Below are 22312 nucleotides of genomic sequence, written 5' to 3' on the forward strand. Positions count from 1 at the left end.
GCCCGCCCATGGACGCGAACGCAGGTTCTGTCCACGACGGACTCGGACGCGTGTACGGGAGCCCAGGACGCCCGGACAGGCCCCGCGTACAGGATCCCCGGACGCCTGGACAGCCCGCATACAGGAGCCCCGGACGCCTGGACGGGGCGGGGCGGGTCGGGTCAGGTCGGACGCACGCACGCACGCACGCACGCACGGGAGCCGATGCCCGGCCGGCGAGTTCGGATGACGGGTGTGCGGGAGTCTCAGGCGCCGGGACGGGGGCCGTGGAATCCGCCGCGGCTGCGTTCGCGACCCGCAGCTTCATACCTCAAGCTTTCTTGAGGTCGAGCCACGCGTCCGCCGCCGTCCACACCGCCCCAGTCACCCGTTCACACCCCCACTCCGCCCTCTTCTCATACTTTTCCGCGACGCACCCGCCACACGCCGGTGACCTGCTGGAATTCCCCCGCACCAGGCCTCTCGAACGCCCGGCCTGACACCCATTCACATCATTTATGACACTCCATCAGGAAGCGAGCGCGGCCGAGTGCCACTTACCTCGGTAGAGCAGGGGCGCGACCGACGCAGCGGCACTTGGGGGTGTCGCGGGCCACGCCCTCTCGGAGGAGCAAGCACGATGCGACGTACCGCCCGTCTTTTGACCGGTACCGCGCTCGCCGTCGCCGTCGCGGGACTCGCCACCGCGCCCGCGTCCGGCGGGGAAACGGGCCGCCTGGAGGTCTTCCCGTCCTCCGTCGTTCCGGGCGCCGACGTCACCGTCAACACGGCGGCATGTGGCGCGGAGACGGCGGCGGGCGACGCCAGCGCGGTGGGCGCGGGCACCTTCACGCTCGCTCCCAGCGCGCACGAGCAGGACGCGATCGGACAGTTCCGGGTGCCGCCGAGCGCGCAGCCGGGGACGTACGAGATCGTCGCGAGGTGTGGCGGCAGTGACCGGCAGGTGACGGGAGACCTGATGGTCACGCTGACGTCGACGCGCGGACAGGTTCTGCCGCGCGGACATGTGAATACGGGGGTCGGCGGCGCCTTGGGCCCCGACCCCGTGCAGACCGCGGCGGGAGTGGCGGCTTTGGCCGTCGCCGCCGCGGGCGGTACCTGGCTCCTGCATCGCCGGGCGAGAGGCGACGGGATCTGACGGACACCCTCCGCTGTCCGTCCACCGGTACCGCCGTCCCCTCCCCCTCCGTGGCCCGACGCCCCTCGCGGCCCGGAGGGGGAACGGGACCCAGAGAGGAGTAGAGGAGCAGCAGTAACGGAGAGGAGGCTCACGTGCGCCGTCTCAGCAGGGCACGCGAGGCCGGCCGCGCGAGCCGCGCAAGCCGCGCAAGCCGTGCCGGTCGCGCCGGACGCACCGGACGCACCGGACGTGCCGGTCGTGCCGGACCTGCCGGTCGCGCCGGCAACATCGCCATAGCGTCCGTCACCGCGGTCGCACTCTGCTCCGGTGCCTGGCTGCTGCGCAGCGGCGCCGAGACGCACGCGCCGCCCCAGCCGTCCGCCGCGCAGGGCGCGTCACCCGGTGCCGGGGACCAGGGGCCCGCGGCGCCCGCCCTGCGGCACTCCCCGCCCGAGCGCATCCGCATCCCCTCGATCCGTGTGAACGCCCCCCTCATGGGCCTCGGCCTCACCCCGCAGGGCAGCCTGGACGTCCCGCCCCCGGAGCAGAAGAACCTGGCCGGCTGGTACGAGGCCGGCACCACCCCGGGCGAGCGAGGCACCGCCATCGTCGCCGGACACGTCGACAACGCCGAGGGCCCTGCCGTCTTCTACGACCTCGGCGCCCTCCGGAAGGGCGGCACCATCGAGGTGGACCGCCGCGACGGCGGCACGGCCGTCTTCACGATCGACTCCGTCGAGGTGTACGACGCCCGCAGCTTCCCCGACGAGAAGGTGTACGGCGCCGCCACCCGCCCCGAACTCCGCGTCATCACCTGCGGCGGCGGCTACTCGCGCACGACGGGTTACCAGGGCAACGTGGTCGTCTTCGCCCATCTGACGGCGAGCCGTGCCGGCTGACTGCCGGCCGGCCGATGCCGCCGACCACGACCGACGGCCTGGGCCCGGTCCGCGTGGTCACCGCCGCCCCGTGCCAAGGTGCCAGGCGCCAGGTGCCCGGTGACCGGCTACGCGATCCACTGCTGATACGCCAGATTCGCCACCAGCGCGAACACCACCGTCAGCAGCACGACCCGGACGAACCCGCTGCCCTTCTTGAGCGCGGTGTGCGCGCCCACCGTGCCGCCCACCAGGTTGAAGACGGCCATCAGGGCGGCCAGTTGCCAGTGCACCGTGCCCTTCCAGGCGAAGATCGCGAGGGCGCCCGCGTTGGTGCAGCAGTTGACGATCTTGGCGGTGGCGGAGGCGGTCACCAGGTCGAGGTGGAGGAGCGCGGTGAGCGCGAGCACCAGGAACGTGCCCGTGCCGGGGCCGATCAGCCCGTCGTAGAAGCCGATGCCCAGGCCCGCGAGGCCGATCGCGGCGAGGACGCGGCGCGGGGAGACCGGGGCGGTCGAGGGCGCCGTACCGAAGGCGGGCCGGAGGATCACGAAGGTGCCGACGCCGAGCAGGACGGCCATGACGACCGGCTTCAGCACCTCGGTGCTCAGCCCGGCCGCGACGAACGCCCCCGCCGTCGAACCGGCGAGCGCCGCGAGCCCGATCCGTACGGCCAGCCGCACGTCGACGGTTGCCTTGCGCGCGTACGTCACCGCGGCGCCCGTCGTGCCGACGATCGCCACCGCCTTGTTCGTGCCGAGCGCGTAGGCCGCCGGGGTGCCGCTCGGCAGCCCCAGCAGCAGCGCGGGGAGCAGGAGCAGGCCGCCGCCGCCCACGACCGCGTCGATCCAGCCGGCCGCCAAGGAGGCGAGGCACAGGACGACGACCATGGTCAGCGATATCTCGGGCATGATCGCGACCCTATGGACCGGGTAGATGTGCCGTCCATGAATTCTGGCGAAGCCTGAGCGTCTTCTGAGGTTCGCCCCGGTCCGCGGTTCGCCCCGGCGCCCCGGTCCGCCCCGGTCCGCCCCGGTCCCGCACGTACCGTCTCAGTTCACCGCGTCCAGGTAGCGCAGGACCGCCAGCACCCGCCGGTTCCCGGTGTCGGACGGGGGCAGGTCGAGCTTGGTGAAGATGTTCGCGATGTGCTTCTCGACGGCGCGTTCGGAGACCGTGAAGGCGGCGGCGATCGCGTGGTTCGTGCGGCCCTCGGCCATCAGGGCGAGGACCTCGCGCTCGCGGGGTGTGAGCGCGTCGAGCGCGCTCGCGCGCCGGCTCGCGCCGAAGAGCTGGGCGACGACCTCGGGGTCGAGGGCGGTGCCGCCCCTGGCGACCCGTTCCATGGCGTCAACGAACTCGCCGATGTCGACCACGCGTTCCTTGAGGAGATAGCCGAATCCGGCGGGCTCGCAGAGCAGTTGGGTCGCGTACGTCGTCTCCACGTACTGCGAGAAGATCAGCACTCCGGTGCCGGGGTGCTCCTTCCGCAGTCGTACGGCCGCCCGGATCCCCTCGTCGGTCTGCGTCGGCGGCAGCCGGATGTCGACGACGGCGACGTCCGGACCGTGCTCGGCCACGGCGGCCAGCAGGGCGTCCGCGTCCCCCACGGCCGCCGCGACCGCCACGCCCCGCAGTTGGAGGAGCTGGACCAGCCCGTCCCGCAGCAGGGCGGAGTCCTCGGCGATCACGACGCGCATACGATCCTCTCCACCCTGCTACGGCTCTCTTGATCAGTAAGGCAGTTCGACCGTGACCACCGTAGGCCCTCCCGGCGGGCTGTCGCAGGTGAGCGTGCCGTCGACGGTCCGTACCCGGGCGCGCAGGCCGGTGAGGCCCGAGCCCGCGCCGATCACCGCTCCCCCGCGTCCGTCGTCGCGGACGCTCAGCCGCAGCAGCCCGCCCCGGGCGGTCACCGTCACCGCGGCGCCGCTCGCCCCGCTGTGCTTGGTCGCGTTGGCGAGGAGTTCGGTGACGCAGAAGTACGCGATCGACTCGACCGCCGGGCTCGGGCGGACCGCGATGTCCGCGGTGACCTCGACCGGCAGGGCGCTGTCGGCGGCCAGCGTGGCCAGGGCGGTGTCCAGGCCCTGGTCCAGTACCGGCGGGTGGATGCCCTTGACGAGATGGCGCAGGTCGGCGATGGCCTGGGTGGCGTTGCCCCGCGCGGTGTCGACGACGGCGAGCAGCTGTTCCGGGGCGGCCCCCGCGCCGATCAGTTCGCGGATCATCGTCAGGTGCATCGCGAGTCCGACGAGCCGGGCCTGCGTGCCGTCGTGCAGGTCGCGTTCGATGCGCCGCAGGGTCTTGGCCGCGTCGTCGACGGCCTGGGCGCGGGTCTCCTCCAGCGTGCGGATGCGGTGGTCGGCGGCGTCCGGGCCGAGCAGGACGGTGAGCAGGGACCGGTGCGGGCCGAGGCCGTACCGCAGCAGCCAGGGCGCGGCGGCGAGGAGCAGCAGACCGAGCGCCACCGGAATCAACCACCGTGGCCAGGAGTCGACCTGGAACCCGAAGAACTCCAGCGACACCCGGTGCACCGTGCCGTCGCCCGCCCGCTCGGTGTCGTAGTTCCAGTTCTTGAGGAGGGGGTGGAGGGTGAGCAGGACGCCGTAGACGTAGCCGATGACGACGGCGGCGTACCCGAAGACGGCGGTGAAGGGCGTCCCCAGGGCGCAGGCGACGGCCCGCCACCCGGTCCGGTCGCCGAGCAGCGCCCGCCGCCAGCCCAGTATCCCGGCGCCCGCGCGGCGCCCAGGCTCCTCGATCTCCAGCCCCAACAGGCTCCGTGCGAGGGCGCGTTGGAGCCTGCCGAGCGCGAGCGCCCCGCGTACGGTGACGGCGATCAGCCACAGCCCCAGCGTGGTCACCGACAGCGCGCCGCCGACCAGCAGTCCCACGAGGGTGAGGACGAACCCGACGAGGGCGAGGGGAAAGGCGATCACTCCGTAGAGGACCGCCGCGAGGGACTTCCGCCCGAAGGGGAAGGCCACGAGGGCGCGGAGGCGCTGCAGGGGGCGCATGGGTATCAACCTAGGAGAGGAGCGCCGCCGCGAGGCGGAGCTGGACGGACGCCATGACCCGGCCGAGCCATGGCATGAGCAGCAGGAATCCGATCCCGCCGACGATCGCGTGGAACGCCCAGGCCCCGGCGAAGGTGGGCCCGCCCCAGGCGTCCGCGTAGTCGGAGCCGGCGCGCAGGGGCCAGCCCAGGTTCATCGGCACGAGGGACCAGCCGTAGACGGTGACGGCCAGTACGAGGAGGTTCAGGGGCGCCGCGAGCACCGCGTGCGCGAGGCCCCGCGAGGATCCGGACGTGCCGTCGGCCGGGCCCTCCGAGGACCCGGACCCCACGTGCGCCGGACCCTCCGAGGCCCCGGACCCCACGTGCGCCGGACCCCGCGAGGACCCCGACCCCTCGTGCGCCGGACCCCGCGAGGACCCGGACCCCACGTGCGCCGGACCGTCCAGAAAGCGCAGTACCAGTCCCCGCTGCCACGGCCCCGCCGGAGCACCCGTCAGGGCCAGGGGGACGCACACCACCCCCAGCGGAAAGGCCAGCAGCGCGTACGCGACCCGGCGCCAGGTGTCCGCCTCGAACGGTTCGCGGACGAAGCGCCAGACGCGTACGGCGGGTTCGTCGCGGACCGGCGACGGCGGGAGCTTCTGGACGGCGACCATGACATTTCCCCCTGGGCGTGAGCTGGTGGAACCCGATGCCTCAAGACTTCCGCGCCGGGCCGCCGCGATCGATCGTGCCTGCACGGAAACCGGGGGTTCGGTCAACCCCACCTCGCGGCCCACGTCACGGGCCCCCGCACGGCCCACCTCACACCCGCGTCCGGGGCGGGCGCCGAACCCTCACATCCGGACCCCGCCCCCGCTGAGGGCAGCGTTCCCGCCGGGAAACGGCCGTGATGCGGCCGGGTAACACCGGCACCGGACGGTGTGGTCATGACCTCGAATGCACGTGTGGTGGTGGTCGGCGCCGGGCTCGCGGGCGTACGTCTCGCCCAGCGGCTCGGTGAGCTGGGTGGGATCGGCGGCCCGGGTGAGCCCGGCGCACCCGGATCGCCCGGCGCACCCGGATCACCCGCGCTGCTCGTAGGTGAGGAGGAGCACCGCCCGTACAACCGCGTCCTGCTCGCCGAGGTGCTGGCCCGCCACTACGCCCCCGAGGTGATCGCCCTCCCGGCGCCGAGTCGGCTGATCCGCGCCCGGGTCACCGGCATCGACCGCGCCACGCGCACGCTGCACTGCGCGGACGGCTCGGCGATCGCCTACGGCACGCTGGTCCTGGCGACGGGCTCGAACCCCGTACTCCCTCCGCTGCGCGGCCTGTTCAGCCGACGCGGAGGCGAACTCCCCGAAGGTGTCCACGCGTTCCGCACGATGGACGACTGTCTGGGCCTGTCGAAGGCGGTCCGGCCCGGCACCCGTGCCGTCGTGATCGGCGGCGGTCTCCTCGGCGTCTCGGCCGCCCGCGCGCTCGCCGTGCGTGGCGCCCAGGTGGTCCTCGCCCAGCAGGCCGAGCGGCTCATGGAGCGCCAGCTCGACCCGCCCGCGTCCCGTCTGGTCCACAGGCATCTCACGGACCTGGGCGTCGAGGTGCACACCGAGTGCCGGGTACGCGATCTGCGCTGCGTCGGTGGCGCGGTCCGCTCGGTCGAGTTGGCCGACGGGTACGCCCTCGACGCCGACCTCGTCGTCCTGGCGTGCGGCGTCCGCCCCCGGGTGGGCCTGGCCCGGGACGCCGGTCTCGCCGTTCACCAGGGCATCCTCGTCGACGACGAGCTGCGTACGTCCGACCCGCACATCCGGGCGATCGGCGACTGCGCGCAGCACGACGGCACGCTGTACGGGCTGGCGACTCCGGCCCTCGAACAGGCCGACGCGCTGGCCGAGTCGCTGGCCGGAGACCTCAAGGCCCGCTACACCGGCACCCGTTCCCTCACCCGGCTCACGCTCGCGGGCCGGAGTGTCCTCGATCTCGCCGCGTTCGGCGAACCCGTACCCCGCCCCGGTGACGACGTCGTCCAGCTCACCGACGCCACTCGCGGCACCTACCGCAAGGTCGTCGTCCGCGGCGACCGGCTGGTCGGCGGGGTCCTGGTCGGCGAACTCGGCACCGTCGGCGCGCTCGCCCGCGCCTGGGACGGAACCGAGCCGCTCCCCACGGGCGGCTCACCCCTGCTCCATCTGCTCACCCACGACGGAGGCTCCTGAATGTCCCCGGACACGACGACGTCGACGGCATCGGACGCCCCCGAGATCACCCGGGCGACCGACGCACCTGACGCCACCACCCGCGGCACCGGCCGCACCACGCACACCACGCACACCATCGTGCTCGTAGGCCACGGCATGGTCGGCCAGCGCTTCCTCGAAGCGCTCGCCGAACGCGGCCTGACCGCCACACACCGGGTGGTCGTGCTGTGCGAGGAGCCCCGACCGGCATACGACCGGGTCCGGCTCACCTCGTACTTCTCGGGCCGCACGCCGGACGAACTCTCGCTCACCGACGCCGAGTTCATCGCCGCGCACGGCATCGAGCTGCACCTCGGCGACCCGGCCGTGTCGATCGACCGGGCGGCCAGGAAGGTCACCGCCCGCTCGGGCCTGACCGTCACCTACGACACCCTGGTCCTGGCCACCGGCTCCTACCCCTTCGTCCCGCCGGTCCCCGGCAAGGACGCCGAGGGCTGCTTCGTCTACCGCACGATCGAGGACCTGCTGGCCATCGAGGCGTACGCGACGTCGCGGGCGACGACCGGCGCGGTGGTCGGCGGCGGTCTGCTCGGACTCGAGGCGGCGGGCGCGCTCAAGGGGCTCGGACTGGCCACGCACATCGTGGAGTTCGCCCCGCGCCTGATGCCGGTGCAGGTGGATGAAGGCGGTGGCGCCGCTCTGCTGCGCACCATCGCGGGCATGGGCCTGACGGTCCACACCGGCACGGGCACACAGGAGATCGTCACCGGTGACGACGGCGCGGTGACCGGCATGAAGCTGTCCGACGGCTCCGAACTCGCGCTGGACATGGTGGTGTTCTCGGCGGGGGTGCGTCCGCGCGACCAACTCGCCCGCGACGCGGGGCTCGCGGTCGGCGAACGCGGCGGCATCACGGTCGACGAGCAGTGCCGTACCGTCTCCGACCCTCGGGTGTTCGCGATCGGCGAGTGCGCGCTGGCCGCCGACGGCCGGGTCTACGGCCTGGTGGCCCCCGGTTACGAGCAGGCCGAAACGGCCGCGGCGACCATCGCCCGGGACGACTCCGCCTTCACCGGCGCCGACCTGTCCACCAAGCTCAAGCTCCTCGGCGTCGACGTCGCGTCCTTCGGCGACGCGCACGGCACCACCGCGGACTGCCTCGACGTCGTCTACGCCGACTCGCGCTCGGGCACGTACAAGAAGCTGGTCATCGGCCGCGGCGGCGAGCTGCTCGGCGGCATCCTGGTCGGCGACGCGGACGCGTACGGCACCCTGCGCGCCCTCACTGGCTCGGTTCCGCCGATCGCCCCCGAGCAGCTCGTGCTCCCCGCGGGAGCGGGCGCCCCGGTCGCCCTCGGCCCCTCCGCGCTCCCCGACTCCGCCGTCATCTGCTCCTGCCACAACGTCACCAAGGGAACGATTCGCGGCGCGGTCACCGAGCACTCCTGCACGACCGTGCCCGAGGTGAAGAAATGCACCAAGGCGGGTACGGGCTGCGGCAGTTGCCTCAAGACGCTCGGCCAGCTGGTCACCGCCGAGCTGGAGGCGAGCGGTGTCGAGGTCGACAAGGGCCTGTGCGGCTGCTTCGCGCAGACCCGCGAGGAGCTGTACGAGATCGCCCTGGCGCTCCGCGTCACCTCCTACCGTCAACTGCTCGACCGCTACGGCCGTGACGGCGCCCGGGGCGGCGACGGCTGCGAGGTCTGCAAGCCGGCGGTCGGCTCGATCATCGCCTCCCTCGCCCCCACGATCGGCGCGAGCGGCTATGTCCTGGACGGCGAGCAGGCGGCCCTCCAGGACACCAACGACCACTTCCTCGCCAACCTCCAGAAGAACGGTTCGTACTCGATCGTGCCGCGCATCCCGGGCGGCGAGATCACACCCGAGAAGCTGATCGTGATCGGCGAGGTGGCACGGGACTTCGGCCTCTACACCAAAATCACGGGTGGTCAGCGCATCGACATGTTCGGCGCCCGGGTGGAGCAACTCCCGCTGATCTGGGCGCGTTTGGTGGACGCGGGTTTCGAGTCGGGGCACGCGTACGGAAAGGCGCTGCGCACGGTCAAGTCCTGTGTGGGCCAGACCTGGTGCCGGTACGGCGTCCAGGACTCGGTCCGCATGGCCATCGACCTGGAGCTGCGCTACCGGGGGCTCAGGTCGCCCCACAAGCTGAAGTCCGCGGTCTCCGGGTGTGCCCGCGAGTGCGCCGAGGCCCAGTCCAAGGACTTCGGCGTGATCGCCACCGCGAGCGGCTGGAACCTGTACGTCGGCGGCAACGGCGGCGCGACCCCGCGCCACGCGGACCTGCTGGCCCAGGACCTGAGCGACGCCGAACTCGTCCGCCTCGTCGACCGGTTCCTGATGTTCTACATCCGTACGGCCGACCGCCTGGAGCGCACGAGCGTGTGGCTGGAGCGGATCGCCGGCGGCCTGGACCACGTCCGTGACGTGGTCGTGCACGACTCGCTCGGCATCTGCGAGGAGCTGGAGTCGCTGATGGCGGCGCATGTGGCGAACTACCGCGACGAGTGGGCCGCGACCATCGACGACCCCGAGAAGCTGGCCCGGTTCGTGTCCTTCGTGAACGCCCCGGACACCCCCGACCCGGTCGTCGGCTTCGTCCCCGAGCGCGACCAGATCAAGCCCGACCTGCCGCTGCTGGCCATCGGCCCGCGCCCCCTGGAAGGAAGCGCCCAGCGATGACCACGGACCCCGGGACCACGTACCCCGAGACCACGTACCCCGAGACCACGGACCCCGAGACCACGGACGTCTTCGAGGTCCAACTCCGCCTGGGAGATGACTGGTTCACGGTCTGCGACCTGTCGCTCCTGATGCCGGGCCGCGGGGCCGCCGCGCTCCTCCCCGACGGCCGCCAGGTCGCGCTGTTCCTCGACCGGGCGGGGCGGACGTACGCCATCGACAACCGCGACCCGTTCAGCGGCGCGGCGGTCCTCTCCCGCGGTCTGACCGGCACCCACCAGGGCCGGCCGTTCGTCGCCTCGCCGCTCCTCAAGCAGCGCTTCGACCTGGAGTCGGGGCACTGCCTGGACGACGGGACAGTCCGCGTCGCCACCTACGAGGTGCGCGCCGCCTGGAAAGAGGTGCTCGACTGAGCGCCGAGCCGGGCCGCCGCTGAGCGCCGAGCCGGGCCGCCGCCCTGGATCACCTCCGCGACGGCGTCCGCATCAACGCGGTCGGCCCCGGCGCCACCGCCACAGTCACCCCTTGAGCGCGTCGTACGTGACGTCGGTCAGCCGCTCGGACGCGGCCCAGAGCCGCTCCCCCGCCGTGTCGTTGAGCGTCCACCCGGCCCGCCAGGACTTCCCCGGCCCGCCGCGCCACATCGCGAACGACGGCCCGGTGAAGGAGTCGGGCTCGACGCCCGGCGCGGTGGCGGCGTACAGCGTGGGCAGCGCCCCGGCCTCGGCGCTCTGCGCGAAGACGCGGTTGCCCATCTCCATGAGCCGCTCGGCGCCCTTGCGCCCCGCGAGCCGGGGCCCGGCGGTCTGGAGGTTGGTGGAGGCGTAGCCGGGATGTGCGGCGGCCGCGACGACATCGGAGCCGACGGCGCAGAGCCGCCGCGCCAGCTCATGCGTGAAGAGCAGATTGGCGGTCTTGGACCGCGCGTAGGCGATCCACTTCCGGTACGCGCCCCGCTCGCTGTTGAGGTCGTCGATATCGATGTTGGCGAGGGCGTGCATCATGCTGGAGAGGGTCACGACGCGCGCGCCGGGCGTCGCCAGCAGCGCGGGCAGCAGCAGCCCGGTGAGCGCGAAGTGCCCGAGGTGGTTGACCCCGAACTGCGTCTCGAACCCGTCGGCGGTGCTGCCGAGGGGCAAGGCCATCACACCGGCGTTGTTCACGAGCAGATCGAGCCGCTCGTACGACTGCCCGTACGCGCGCGCGAACTCCCGTACGGAGTCCAGATCCCCAAGATCCAGCCGTACGACATCGACGTCGGCGCCCGGCACTTCGGTCACGAGCCGATCCCCCGCCTGGTGCCCGCGCACCTCACTCCGACAGGCGAGCACGACCCGAGCACCCTTCCGGGCCAGCTCCCGGGCCGTGACGTATCCGAGACCGCTGTTGGCGCCGGTGACCACGGCGACGTGGCCGCTCTGGTCGGGAATGGCCTGCTCGTTCCAGCCGGACATGATTCGAGCCTCCGCAGTGAGATTGCCGCTGTTGGCATGGTGTCGCCCATGGCCTCACGCCGAAAGGCCGATGCCGCGTAAGCGCCCAGGCGTGTCGCACACCGACGCGGTCGTGGTGGTCACAGAGTCACAGTGGTCACAGAGTCCGGTGGTCACAGAAAGGACACTTCTTCTCCACAAGTGAAAGCCCGGCACTACGGTCATCCCCTCACGTAGCACCTCTGGGGGGACGACATGACCAACCCGTACACCACTCCGCCCGTCCCGCCGAAGTGGGCCCGGAAGCGCTACGTCCTGCCCGCGCTCGCGGTGACCCTGTTCGTCGGCGTCGGCATAGGCAACAGCGGCGGGGACACCACGGCGGACGCGAAACCCGCTTCCGCCGAGCCGCGGGTGACGGTCACCGTCACTGCCACGCCCACGCTCACGCCCACGGCGACGGTGACGGCAAGCCCCGAGGCGACCCCCACGGTGACTGCCACCAAGACCGTCAAGGTCACCAGGACGGTCACCGCACAGCCGGCAGCGGGGAGCGGCTCCGGCGACAGCGGCTCGGGGGACGCCGATGTCTACTACGCCAACTGCAGCGAGGTCCGAGCCGCCGGCGCCGCGCCCATCTACCGGGGCGAACCCGGCTACGCCTCCCACCTGGACCGCGACAACGACGGTGTCGCCTGCGACACCTGAGCCGCCGCACTCGGCGGAGAGGGCGGCACCCCCCGCACAGGGGTGCCGCCCTCTCTCGGTGCGCCGGGGCCGTTGTCCGTCGGTGAGGGTCAGGGTGACCGACAACGGTCCCGGGGGTTCAGCCGGCCCGCAATGGGCTAGCGGTGGTCGCTGCCCTTCGACGTCGACGCCGCGCGCCCCGCCTCCAGGCGGGCCACCGGGATCCGGAAGGGCGAGCAGGAGACGTAGTCCAGACCCACCTCGTGGAAGAAGTGGACCGACTCGGGGTCACCGCCGTGCTCGCCGCACACGCCGAGCTTCAGGTCGGGCCGCGTCGCCCGGCCGGCCTCGGCGGCGGACTTCACCAGCGAGCCGACGCCGTCCTTGTCGATGGTCTCGAAGGGGGAGACGCCGAAGATGCCCTTCTCCAGGTACGCCGTGAAGAAGGAGGCCTCCACGTCGTCCCGGGAGAAGCCCCACACGGTCTGTGTGAGGTCGTTCGTACCGAAGGAGAAGAACTCCGCCGCCTCGGCGATCTGACCGGCGGTCAGCGCGGCCCGCGGCAGCTCGATCATCGTGCCGATCGCCAGCTTCAACTCCGTACCCGTCGCCGCCTGGACCTCCGCGATGACCTGGTCGGCCTCCTCGCGCACGATCTCCAGCTCCTGGACGGTTCCGACGAGCGGGATCATGATCTCCGCGCGAGGGTCGCCCTTCGCGTTCTTGCGCTCGGCGACGGCCTCCGCGATCGCACGTACCTGCATCGTGAAGAGACCGGGGATGACGAGACCGAGACGTACGCCGCGCAGGCCCAGCATCGGGTTCTGCTCGTGCAGGCGGTGCACCGCCTGGAGCAGCCGCAGGTCGTTCTCGTTGGAGTCCTTGCGGGACTCGGCGAGCGCCACCCGCACGGACAGTTCCGTGATGTCCGGCAGGAACTCGTGCAGCGGCGGGTCCAGGAGACGGACCGTCACCGGGAGGCCGTCCATCGCCTCGAAGAGCTCGACGAAGTCCTGCTTCTGGAGCGGGAGCAGCCCCTTCAGGGAGTCCTCGCGCTCCGCGTCCGTGTCCGCCAGGATCAGGCGCTCGACCAGCTCGCGCCGGTCGCCGAGGAACATGTGCTCCGTACGGCACAGGCCGATGCCCTGCGCGCCGAAGCGGCGGGCCCGCAGGGCGTCCTCGGCGTTGTCGGCGTTGGCGCGGACGCGGAGGCGACGGACGCGGTCCGCGTACGCCATGATCCGGTGCACCGCGGCGACCAGTTCGTCGGCGTCGTCGGCGCCCGCGTGCATCCTGCCCTCGAAGTACTCGACGACCGGGGACGGGACGACCGGGACCTCGCCCAGGTACACCTTGCCGGTCGAGCCGTCGATCGAGACGACGTCGCCCTCCTCGATCACGACACCGCCCGGGGCCGTCAAGCGGCGGCGCTTGGTGTCGACTTCGAGCTCCTCGGCGCCGCAGACACAGGTCTTGCCCATGCCGCGCGCCACGACGGCGGCGTGAGACGTCTTGCCGCCGCGAGAGGTCAGGATGCCCTCGGCCGCGATCATGCCGTCGAGGTCGTCGGGGTTCGTCTCGCGGCGGATCAGGATGACCTTCTCACCCGAACGCGACCACTTGATCGCGGTGTACGAGTCGAAGACCGCCTTGCCGACCGCCGCACCCGGCGACGCCGCGATGCCCCGGCCGATCTGCTCGACCTTCGCCTGGTCGTCGAAGCGCGGGAACATCAGCTGCGCGAGCTGGGCGCCCGTCACGCGCTGGAGCGCCTCGGCCTCGTCGATCAGGCCCTGGTCCACCAGCTGCGTGGCGATACGGAAGGCCGCGCCCGCCGTGCGCTTGCCGACGCGGGTCTGCAGCATCCACAGCTGGCCGCGCTCGATGGTGAACTCGATGTCGCAGAGATCCTTGTAGTGGTTCTCCAGGGTCTCCATGATCTGCATGAGCTGGTCGTACGACTTCTTGTCGATCTGCTCCAGCTCGGCCAGCGGGACCGTGTTGCGGATGCCCGCGACCACGTCCTCGCCCTGGGCGTTCTGGAGGTAGTCGCCGTACACGCCCTGGTGGCCGGAGGCCGGGTCGCGGGTGAAGGCGACGCCCGTACCGGAGTCGGGTCCCAGGTTGCCGAAGACCATCGAGCAGACGTTGACCGCGGTGCCCAGGTCGTGCGGGATGCGTTCCTGACGGCGGTAGAGCTTGGCGCGGTCGGTGTTCCAGGAGTCGAAGACCGCGTGGATGGCGAGGTCCATCTGCTCGCGCGGGTCCTGCGGGAAGTCGCGGCCGGCCTCGGTCTTGACGATCTTCTTGAACTTGGTGACGAGCTTCTTCAGGTCGGCCGCTTCGAGGTCCGTGTCGACCGTGACCTTCTTGGCGTCCTTCGCCGCCTCCAGCGCCTCCTCGAAGAGGTCGCCGTCCACGCCCAGGACCGTCTTGCCGAACATCTGGATGAGGCGGCGGTAGGAGTCCCACGCGAAGCGGTCGTCGCCGGCCTGCTTGGCCAGGCCCTGCACCGACTTGTCGGAGAGGCCGATGTTCAGAACGGTGTCCATCATGCCGGGCATGGAGAACTTCGCCCCGGAACGGACGGATACCAGCAGAGGGTCGTCGGCCTGGCCGAGCTTCTTGCCCATCGTCGTTTCGAGGGCTTCGAGGTGCGCACTCACCTCGTCACGCAGTGCCGCCGGCTCCTCGCCACTGTCGAGGTACGTCTTGCACGCCTCGGTGGTGATGGTGAAACCGGGAGGGACGGGAAGACCCAGGTTGGTCATCTCGGCAAGGTTGGCGCCCTTGCCACCGAGGAGGTCCTTGAGGTCCTTGTTTCCCTCGGTGAAGTCATAAACGAACTTCACGCCCTCGACGCCGCTCTCAGCTACGTGGGGATCTTTGTTTTCCGACACGAGTCTCGACTCCTCGACGTCGCGGTGGCTGCCCTGACGACGGGGAACATACCCAGATCGAAGGCGCCTGGGTACGTCCACTTGCGCGTCATGCGCCTGTAACCACTCGTCCGCCAGCGGATCGAAAGTCAAGGCTTGGCAAGCCATCGAGGTGGGATGTTTTCACTTCTTGAACGAATCAACGCCCGTAGATCGCTATAGACGCTCAGATGAGCGGCCTCTGACACGTCTGAGTTCAGTCGATGAACGATCAAGGGGTGGCACTGAGTGCCACCCCTTAGGGAAGTGCAGCCGCCCAAGATCCGCTCATCTGAGCACCTAGCTTATCAAGGGTGGCGAGAATCACGCCGCGCGAGGCGGCGGGATTTCACCATGCGGACCACGATGCGGACACGACACACGGATGTCACACGCGCAGCTCCGTGGGCCTTGGGACTCACACCCCCAGTGCCGCCAGTCGCTGCTCCGCCCGTTCCGGCGCGTACAGGTACTCCACGACCAGCGCACCCGCCCCTACCAGCCCCGCCCGCTCCCCGAGCCGCGAGGTCACCACGTCCAGATGAGCGGTCGAGCGGGGCAGCGCCCGCTGATAGAGCAGCTCGCGCACACCGGTGAGGAAGGGGGTTCCGGCCAAGTCCCCGGCGATCATCAGCACGCCGGGGTTGAGCAGGGTCACCACGGTGGCCAGCACGTCCCCGACCTGCCGCCCCGCCTCCCGGGCGAGCGCCATCGCCTCCGGGTGCCCGGCCGTCAGCAGCTCGCGCACATCTGAGCCGGAGGCCGCCGGCACCCCGGACTCGGCGAGCCGCCGCGCCACGGCGCCACCGCTCGCGACAGCGGCCAGACAGCCGTACGAGCCACACCGGCACAGCGCGTCGGCGCCCACCCGGATGTGCCCGATGTCGCCCGCGCCGCCATCGACGCCCCGGTAGATGGCGCCGCCGACGACCATGCCGGCGCCGATACCGGTGGAGACCTTGACCAGGGCGAACGCCGAGCAGTCCGGATATCCGGTGCGCTGCTCGCCGTACGCCATGAGGTTGGCGTCGTTGTCCACGAGGACCGGTATGTCGGGTCTGGCGCTCGCCCGCTCGGCGAAGGCGCGGCCCAGGCGTCGCCTTATGTCGTAGCCGTCCCAGCCCGGCATGATCGGCGGCTGTACGACACGGCCGGTGTCGCTGTCGACCGGCCCCGGCACCGCGAGCCCGATCCCGCACACCGAGTCCGCCGGCCGCCCGGCCTTCTCCAGCAGCTCGGCGAACCAGCGCCCGAGCTCGCCGAGGACCGCCTCCGGGCCCTCGTCGATCACCAGCACGCCCGTGTGCTCGGCCAGGATCTCCCCGGTCAGAGTGAGGACGGCCGCACGGCCGTGCCGGGTGTCGAGGTCGGCGGCGAGCACGATCGCGTGGGCGTCGTCGAACTCGAGGGTGATGGAGGGGCGGCCGCCCAGCGGCGAGTCCACCGGGCCGCCCGCGCCCTCACGCAGCCAGCCCGCGCGGAAGAGCCTCTCGAGCCGCTGGCCGACCGTGGCCCGCGACAGGCCGGTGGCCTGCTGCAGCGCGCCGCGCGTGGTGGCCCGGCCGCTGCGCACCAGCTCAAGCAGATCTCCGGCGCTTGCCTGATTCCCGGCCTTCACGGTTCTCCCTGCCCTTCCTGCCATGCGCACCCCCTTGCGTTCCCCAACTCTGCATTACATATTGAGTTTTGCGTGTTAAATAGACGTAACCCTACGGTAGCTACTGCCGAACTGGTCGGACGGACGTCTTCGGGGAGACCTGAGTGGACAGCACAACCCAGCTCACCGCCCTGCGCACGGGTATCACCACCCCCGTACGCACCTCCGGCACTCCTGTGCACGCCTCCGGCCCGCCCCCTTCGCCCGGTCCGGGTGAGATCAGCCGTTCCGGATCACTTGTATACGATCCCGCCGAGCCTTCGGGGTCACTGCACCTCAGGGCCGCCCGCGTCCTGAACGGCAACTGGACGGGAACGTCCACGGTGCCCTCGCGCGGCCTGTATCCGCACCAGTGGTCGTGGGACTCCGCGTTCATCGCCATCGGACTGCGCCATCTGTCCCCCCTGCGGGCGCAGACGGAGCTGGAGACCCTGCTCGGCGCCCAGTGGGCCGACGGGCGCGTCCCGCACATCGTGTTCAACCCCTCCGTACCACTGGACGCGTACTTCCCGAGCCCCGACTTCTGGCGCTCCTCGACCGCGGGGCGCGCTGCGGGCGCCCCGCGCACCGTACAGACGTCGGGCATCGTGCAGCCACCGGTGCACGCGCTCGCCGTGTGGCTGGTGCACCGGGCCGACCCGGGCCTCTCGCGGGCCCGCAACTTCCTCCCCCGGATGTATCCCTGCCTGGCCGCCTGGCACCGCTACCTGCTGCACCGCCGGGACCTGGGCGGCCGCGGTCTCGCCTCCGTGGCCCACCCCTGGGAACAGGGCATGGACAACAGCCCCTGCTGGGACGCCCCGCTGAGCCGGATCACCCCAGCCCCGGCCCGCTCCTTCCGCCGCGCCGACCTCGACCACGGGGCCCCCGAGGACCGTCCGACGGATCTCGACTACGGGCGGTACGTGCGCCTCGCCACCGACTACCGGGACCGCGGGTACGCGGACGGCGGCGGCGAGTTCGCGGTCGAGGACCCGGCGTTCAACGCTTTGCTGATCGCCTCCGAGCACGCGCTGGCGTGCATCGCGCAGGAGCTGGGAGCGACGGGGACGGCCCGCCACGCGCGCGCCGAACGCCTCACGGCGGCGCTGGTGGATCGGCTGTGGGATCCGGCGGAGGGGATGTTCTTCTGCCGGGATGTGTACGGGGCGGGGGACGGGGCCGGGGCCGGTGAGAGCGGTGCTCTCGGATCGGAGCGGTGCTCACAGAACGGTGCTCTCGGATCGGAGCGGCGCTCACAGAGCCGCGATGGGCACGGGTCCGATCCGCACCCGGAGAACCCGGAGAGCAGCGCTCTCACTCCGGAGCACCGCTCTCAGAGCACCGCTCACCTTTCAGACCACTGCCCACCTCAGAGCAGTGCTCTCGCTTCAGAGCACCGCTCTCTCCGTGGTGCTCTGATCCCCGAGCGGAGTGTCTCCGGGCTGCTGCCGCTCATCCTTCCCGCGCTGCCCCGCGACATCGCCGCCACCCTCGTCCGTACCGCGAGCGGCCCGCACTTCGAGCTCGGCGGGGCCGCGCGGCTCGTCCCCAGTTACGACCTGACCGGGGACGCGTTCGACCCGCACCGGTACTGGCGCGGTCCGGCCTGGTTCAACACCAACTGGCTGCTGGAGCGTGGGCTGCGGCTGCACGGGGAGCACGGGCGGGCGGACGGGCTGCGGGAGGCGTTGCTGCGCACCGCCGACGAGTCCGGATTCGCGGAGTACGTGGACCCGTACAGCGGCGAGGCCTGCGGAGCGCTCGGGTTCAGCTGGACCGCGGCGCTGACGCTCGATCTGCTTCACGAGTCCCCCGGACACGGCGTGTCCCCGACGGGTCTCGGCACGTTCGTCAAGAGTGACAAGGGAGGGGACCGGGGATGACGGACCGGCATCATCTGCTCGTGCACGGTGGGACGTTCGCCGCCGTGGGCGACGGCGGAGACATCAGCGGAGTGCGGGGCGGCAGCTCCCCGGACGGATTATTCGTACGGGACGCCCGGCACCTCAGCCGCTGGCAGCTGACCGTCGACGGCGCGGTGCCCGAGGCGCTCACGCCGGTCGCGGACGGCGACACGGCACGCTGCGTACTGGTGCCGCGCGGCGGCCGCAACGAGCCGCCCGGGTACACGCTCTTCCGTGAACAGGCCGTGGCCGACGGCGCGTTCGTGGAGGCGCTGCGCGTCACCAGCAACCGCCCGACGCCCACCACGGTCCGCATCGCGGTCACCGCGGACGCCGACTTCACCGACCAGTTCGAGCTGCGCTCCGACCACCGGACGTACGTCAAGACGGGCGTGGTGCGCAGGCGTCAAGTCCTGGACGACGGCGTGGAGTTCAGCTACCAGCGCGGCGAGTGGCGATCCTGTACGACGGTCACCTCCGAGCCCGCTCCGGACGGCGTCGAGGAGACGGGCACGGGCGCGCGCCGTCTCGTTTGGGCGCTCGATCTCGCACCGCACGGTTCGGCGGAGCTGACACTGCGGGTCGCGGCGCGTCCGCACGGGGCCGTGCAGGAGCCGCGCGTACCGCTCTCCCCCGCCGCCGCCAATGAACAACTCCTCGCCCTGGAAGGCGAGTTCGCGGAGGGCGTGCCCTTCCCGACCGGCTGGCCCGAGCTGGCCGCGGCCTGTGCGCGGGGCCTGTCCGACCTGGCGGTGCTCCAGATCCCGGCGACGGGCCCGGACGGCGAGGAACTGCGCGTCCCGGCGGCCGGAGTCCCCTGGTTCCTCACCCTTCTGGGCCGCGACGCCCTGCTGACCTCCCTCTTCGCCCTCCCCTACCGTCCCCAGCTCGCCGCCGCCACGCTGCCCGCGCTCGCCGCGACCCAGGCGGTCGAGGTGGGAGCCGGGGCGGTGGCTCAGCCGGGCAAGATCGTGCACGAGGTGCGGCACGGCGAGCTCGCGCACTTCGGGCAGGTGCCGTACGGGCGTTACTACGGGTCGGTGGACGCGACGCCGCTGTTCCTGGTGCTGCTCGGCGCGTACACCGAGCAGACGGGGGACGTCTCCCTGGCCCGCCGTCTGGAGGCCAACGCCCGCGCGGCGATCAGCTGGATGCTCGACCACGGCGGCCTGACCTCGCGCGGCTATCTCGTCTACCGCGCGGACGGCGGCGGCCTCGCCAACCAGAACTGGAAGGACTCCCCCGGCGCCATCTGTTCGGCGGACGGCAGCCGCCCCAGCGGCCCGGTGATGGCGGCGGGCGCGCAGGGGTACGCGTACGACGCCCTGCGCCGTACCGCGCACCTGGCCCGCACGGTCTGGGACGACGAGGTCTACGCGGCCCTCCTCGAACAGGCCGCCGGCGACCTCCGCGACCGCTTCCAGCGCGACTTCTGGATGGCTGAACACGCCTTCCCCGCACTGGCGTTGGACGGCGACGGCCGCCACGTGGACGCGCTCGCGTCGGACGCGGGCCATCTGCTCTGGTCCGGTCTCCTGGACAAGGAGTACGGCGAGCTGGTCGGCCGCCGCCTGCTGGAGGCGGACTTCTTCTCCGGCTGGGGCGTGCGCACGCTGGCCGCCGACCAGCCGGCGTATCACCCGCTCTCGTACCACCGCGGCTCGGTCTGGCCCCACGACAACGCGCTGATCACCCTCGGCCTCGCCCGTTACGGCCTGCACGACGAGGCCCGGACGGTGGCCCACGCCCTCGTCGATGCGGCTACGGCGGCAGGCCACCGTCTTCCCGAGGTTCTCGCCGGGTACGGCCGCACCACGCACGGCGAGCCGGTGCCGTATCCCCACGCGTGCGTAAGGGAGTCCCGCTCGGCGGCGGCACCGCTGGCGCTGCTCACCGCGGTGGGAGGCGCGTAACGGGCCCGGGGGCTCAAGGGCGCGTAAGGGGTCCGGGGCTCAAGGGCGCGCAACCGGCCTCGGGGAACATCGGTACAGCGGTTATCGGTGAGAATGATCATGACCTCCTAGCACGGTGATCCACGTCGCCACTGGGGTTCGGTGAAACGCCTCCGGGCCTGGTCCGGGGCTGGCTACGGTCCGGCTCGTGCCGGTGGAATTTCTGAGTGATGAGCAGGCCGTTATCTGGACCCCTCAAGACTGGTAAGGGTACTGACCTGTTCGTTCACCTGGCTTGCAGTGTCAGCCAGGTGGTTGCGCACCCCACGCACTCGCCCCTGAGCATGTCGGGGCGGGGGCGGTGCGTGGCCGAGTAGCGGAGATGCCGTCAGGCGTCGTTCTCGCGGACAGGGGTGACGATCTCGTCAACAAGCCAGCGGGCGGCATTGTCCGGATAGGGGCGTGGCAGCGCGAGCACGACGTGCCGGATGCCGGCGGCGGCGAGTGCGCGGACGTGGGCGCGGGTGGTGGCGGGGTCGGCGTAGTCGACGATGATCTGTGCGGAGCGGGTGATCTCGGCGGGGTCGCGGCCGATCGCGGCGCAGTGTGCGTTCAGGACGCGGGCGCGCTCGGCGATCCAGTCGGTGCTGTTGTGGGGCGGGCCGGGGACGTTCCAGATGTCGGCGTGTTCGGCGATGATGCGCAGCGTTCGGTCGCCCCAGCCGCCGATCAGCAGTGGGGGGCCGCCGGGCTGGACCGGGCCGGGGCCGTTGCGGGTGCCGCGCAGGGTGGTGAAGGGGCCGTCGTGGTCGAAGACCTCCTTGGTCCACATGCGGCGCAGGATGGTGATTGTCTCGGTGAGGCGGGCCAGGCCCTCACCAGGACTCGGGAGCGGGAGGCCGTAGGCGGCGTACTCGGCGACGGCTGGGTTCGGGCCGTCAGGCTGTCGGGTGCCGCCGACGCCCAGGCCCATGATCAGGCGCCCTTTGGAGATCACGTCCACGGTGGTGGCGATCTTTCCGAGGTGGGCGGGGGCACGCAGCCTGTTGCTGGTGACGAGCAGGCCGAGGCGGAGCCGAGCGGTACGAGCGGCCAGCGCGGCCAGCAGCGTCCAGCCCTCCAGGACGGCGCCGCCGGGCGGTCCGGCCAGCGGCATCAGGTGGTCCCACAACCAGGCGTCGTCGAGTTCGGGCAGTTCGTCGGCCTCCTCCCAGACGCGGAGGATCTCGTCGTAGGCCAGGTGCATGGGGGGCGTCTTGATACCGAAGCGAAGCGTGCGCTGGGGTGCATCAATAGGCATAGCCGTCAGCATAGTTGATCGTCAGTTCTGCTGACCATCAGCTGATTGTTAAGATGCCGAGATGGCGGAGAATGACGACGGCGGCGCCGCGGTCGAGGAGCTGCTCGGCACGCGGCTGGGCTACCTGCTCAAGCACACGCAGCTTCGGCTGACCGAGCGCGCCGGGCCCGCACTTGCCCCGTTCGGGCTGGACGGACGGGAGTTGGCGGTGCTCGCGGTGCTGGCGGCGGGCCGCCCCCTGTCGCAGCTGGAGGCTGCGCGGCGGCTCGGCGTGGACCGCACGACGATGGTCGCGCTCGTCGACGCACTGGAGGGCAAAGGGTTGGTGAAGCGGCGCCGCAGCGAGGAGGACCGCCGCCGCAACGTCGTTGAGTTGACGGAGCGGGGCAGGCGGGTGCGGGCCGATGCGGAGAACGCCCGCGAGGCGGCGGAACGCGCGTTCCTCGCCCCGCTCGGTGAGAAGGACGCGGCGCGGCTGGTGCATGCGCTGCGGGTGCTGATCAGAACTGCGAACAGGCCCTGAAGGCCCTTATTCGACCGGAATGCCTCGGCGGAGGTCGCGGAGTTGGCCGAGAGCTACGGCGAGTTCGTTGCGGAGCCGTTCGTTCTCCTCGCTGAGTTTGCGGTTGGCGT

At 71.6% G+C, this 22312-nt stretch carries 17 protein-coding genes; 9 read left to right on the forward strand and 8 right to left on the reverse strand.

The window, feature by feature from the left end:
• The first annotated feature begins 619 nt into the window (after positions 1-619).
• Together ACFVXA_RS34675 and ACFVXA_RS34680 are read left to right on the forward strand one after the other, a co-directional pair.
• Positions 620-1138 carry a hypothetical protein gene (locus ACFVXA_RS34675; RefSeq protein ID WP_390028217.1) on the forward strand — a complete coding sequence of 173 codons (519 nt, stop codon included), beginning with the start codon at positions 620-622 and terminating at the stop codon, positions 1136-1138.
• 269 nt (positions 1139-1407) lie between these two features.
• A complete protein-coding gene (locus ACFVXA_RS34680) occupies positions 1408-2019 on the forward strand; it encodes a class F sortase (protein ID WP_362024732.1) in 612 nt (203 codons plus the stop codon).
• 107 nt (positions 2020-2126) lie between these two features.
• On the opposite strand, the gene ACFVXA_RS34685 is transcribed toward ACFVXA_RS34680, so the two are convergent.
• From ACFVXA_RS34685 to ACFVXA_RS34700, 4 genes are all read right to left on the reverse strand, one after another.
• Positions 2127-2909 (reverse strand): sulfite exporter TauE/SafE family protein, encoded by a 783-nt coding sequence (locus ACFVXA_RS34685; RefSeq protein ID WP_390028218.1) that lies wholly within the window; start codon positions 2907-2909, stop codon positions 2127-2129.
• Positions 2910-3050: 141 nt separating this feature from the next.
• Positions 3051-3698: a response regulator gene (locus ACFVXA_RS34690; RefSeq protein WP_390028220.1), complete on the reverse strand. Its 648-nt coding sequence runs from the start codon at positions 3696-3698 to the stop codon at positions 3051-3053.
• 33 nt (positions 3699-3731) lie between these two features.
• Entirely contained in the window at positions 3732-5018 is a 1287-nt protein-coding gene (locus ACFVXA_RS34695; RefSeq protein WP_383744064.1) for a sensor histidine kinase, read from the reverse strand.
• Positions 5019-5028: 10 nt separating this feature from the next.
• Complete coding sequence (locus ACFVXA_RS34700) at positions 5029-5676, reverse strand: hypothetical protein (RefSeq protein WP_390028221.1); 648 nt, start codon at positions 5674-5676, stop codon at positions 5029-5031.
• A gap of 273 nt (positions 5677-5949) precedes the next feature.
• On the opposite strand from ACFVXA_RS34700, the gene ACFVXA_RS34705 reads away from it, so the two are divergent.
• The 3 genes from ACFVXA_RS34705 (at position 5950) to nirD (ending at position 10319) form a co-directional block, all read left to right on the forward strand.
• Positions 5950-7221, forward strand: a complete 1272-nt coding sequence (locus ACFVXA_RS34705) for an FAD-dependent oxidoreductase (RefSeq protein WP_362024475.1) — start codon at positions 5950-5952, stop codon at positions 7219-7221.
• A gap of 138 nt (positions 7222-7359) precedes the next feature.
• Positions 7360-9906, forward strand: a complete 2547-nt coding sequence (nirB, locus tag ACFVXA_RS34710; protein ID WP_383905142.1) for a nitrite reductase large subunit NirB — start codon at positions 7360-7362, stop codon at positions 9904-9906.
• Positions 9903-10319, forward strand: coding sequence for a nitrite reductase small subunit NirD (nirD, locus tag ACFVXA_RS34715; RefSeq protein WP_389748261.1), 417 nt, complete (start codon positions 9903-9905; stop codon positions 10317-10319). The genes nirB and nirD overlap by 4 nt, the downstream gene beginning before the upstream one ends.
• Before the next feature lie 105 nt (positions 10320-10424).
• On the opposite strand, the gene ACFVXA_RS34720 is transcribed toward nirD, so the two are convergent.
• A complete protein-coding gene (locus ACFVXA_RS34720; RefSeq protein ID WP_362024469.1) occupies positions 10425-11360 on the reverse strand; it encodes an oxidoreductase in 936 nt (311 codons plus the stop codon).
• 234 nt (positions 11361-11594) lie between these two features.
• Between ACFVXA_RS34720 and ACFVXA_RS34725 the strand changes: the two genes are divergently transcribed.
• Complete coding sequence (locus ACFVXA_RS34725) at positions 11595-12047, forward strand: excalibur calcium-binding domain-containing protein (RefSeq protein WP_362024466.1); 453 nt, start codon at positions 11595-11597, stop codon at positions 12045-12047.
• A 137-nt stretch (positions 12048-12184) separates the two neighbouring features.
• Here ACFVXA_RS34725 and ppdK read toward each other — a convergent pair whose 3' ends face one another.
• Together ppdK and ACFVXA_RS34735 are read right to left on the reverse strand one after the other, a co-directional pair.
• Complete coding sequence (ppdK, locus tag ACFVXA_RS34730; protein WP_362024464.1) at positions 12185-14926, reverse strand: pyruvate, phosphate dikinase; 2742 nt, start codon at positions 14924-14926, stop codon at positions 12185-12187.
• A gap of 436 nt (positions 14927-15362) precedes the next feature.
• Entirely contained in the window at positions 15363-16586 is a 1224-nt protein-coding gene (locus ACFVXA_RS34735; protein ID WP_362024461.1) for an ROK family protein, read from the reverse strand.
• Between the two features lie 119 nt (positions 16587-16705).
• Here ACFVXA_RS34735 and ACFVXA_RS34740 point away from each other — a divergent pair, with 119 nt between their 5' ends.
• Together ACFVXA_RS34740 and ACFVXA_RS34745 are read left to right on the forward strand one after the other, a co-directional pair.
• A complete protein-coding gene (locus ACFVXA_RS34740; RefSeq protein WP_390028222.1) occupies positions 16706-18466 on the forward strand; it encodes a hypothetical protein in 1761 nt (586 codons plus the stop codon).
• A complete protein-coding gene (locus ACFVXA_RS34745; protein WP_390028223.1) occupies positions 18463-20400 on the forward strand; it encodes a glycogen debranching N-terminal domain-containing protein in 1938 nt (645 codons plus the stop codon). The genes ACFVXA_RS34740 and ACFVXA_RS34745 overlap by 4 nt, the downstream gene beginning before the upstream one ends.
• A 367-nt stretch (positions 20401-20767) precedes the next feature.
• Here ACFVXA_RS34745 and ACFVXA_RS34750 read toward each other — a convergent pair whose 3' ends face one another.
• Positions 20768-21679, reverse strand: coding sequence for an LLM class flavin-dependent oxidoreductase (locus tag ACFVXA_RS34750; RefSeq protein WP_383905004.1), 912 nt, complete (start codon positions 21677-21679; stop codon positions 20768-20770).
• Positions 21680-21740: 61 nt separating this feature from the next.
• Here ACFVXA_RS34750 and ACFVXA_RS34755 point away from each other — a divergent pair, with 61 nt between their 5' ends.
• Entirely contained in the window at positions 21741-22202 is a 462-nt protein-coding gene (locus ACFVXA_RS34755; RefSeq protein WP_390028224.1) for a MarR family winged helix-turn-helix transcriptional regulator, read from the forward strand.
• Positions 22203-22312: the final 110 nt, after the last annotated feature.

Source organism: Streptomyces sp. NPDC058246 (assembly GCF_042881985.1).
Lineage (GTDB): Bacteria > Actinomycetota > Actinomycetes > Streptomycetales > Streptomycetaceae > Streptomyces.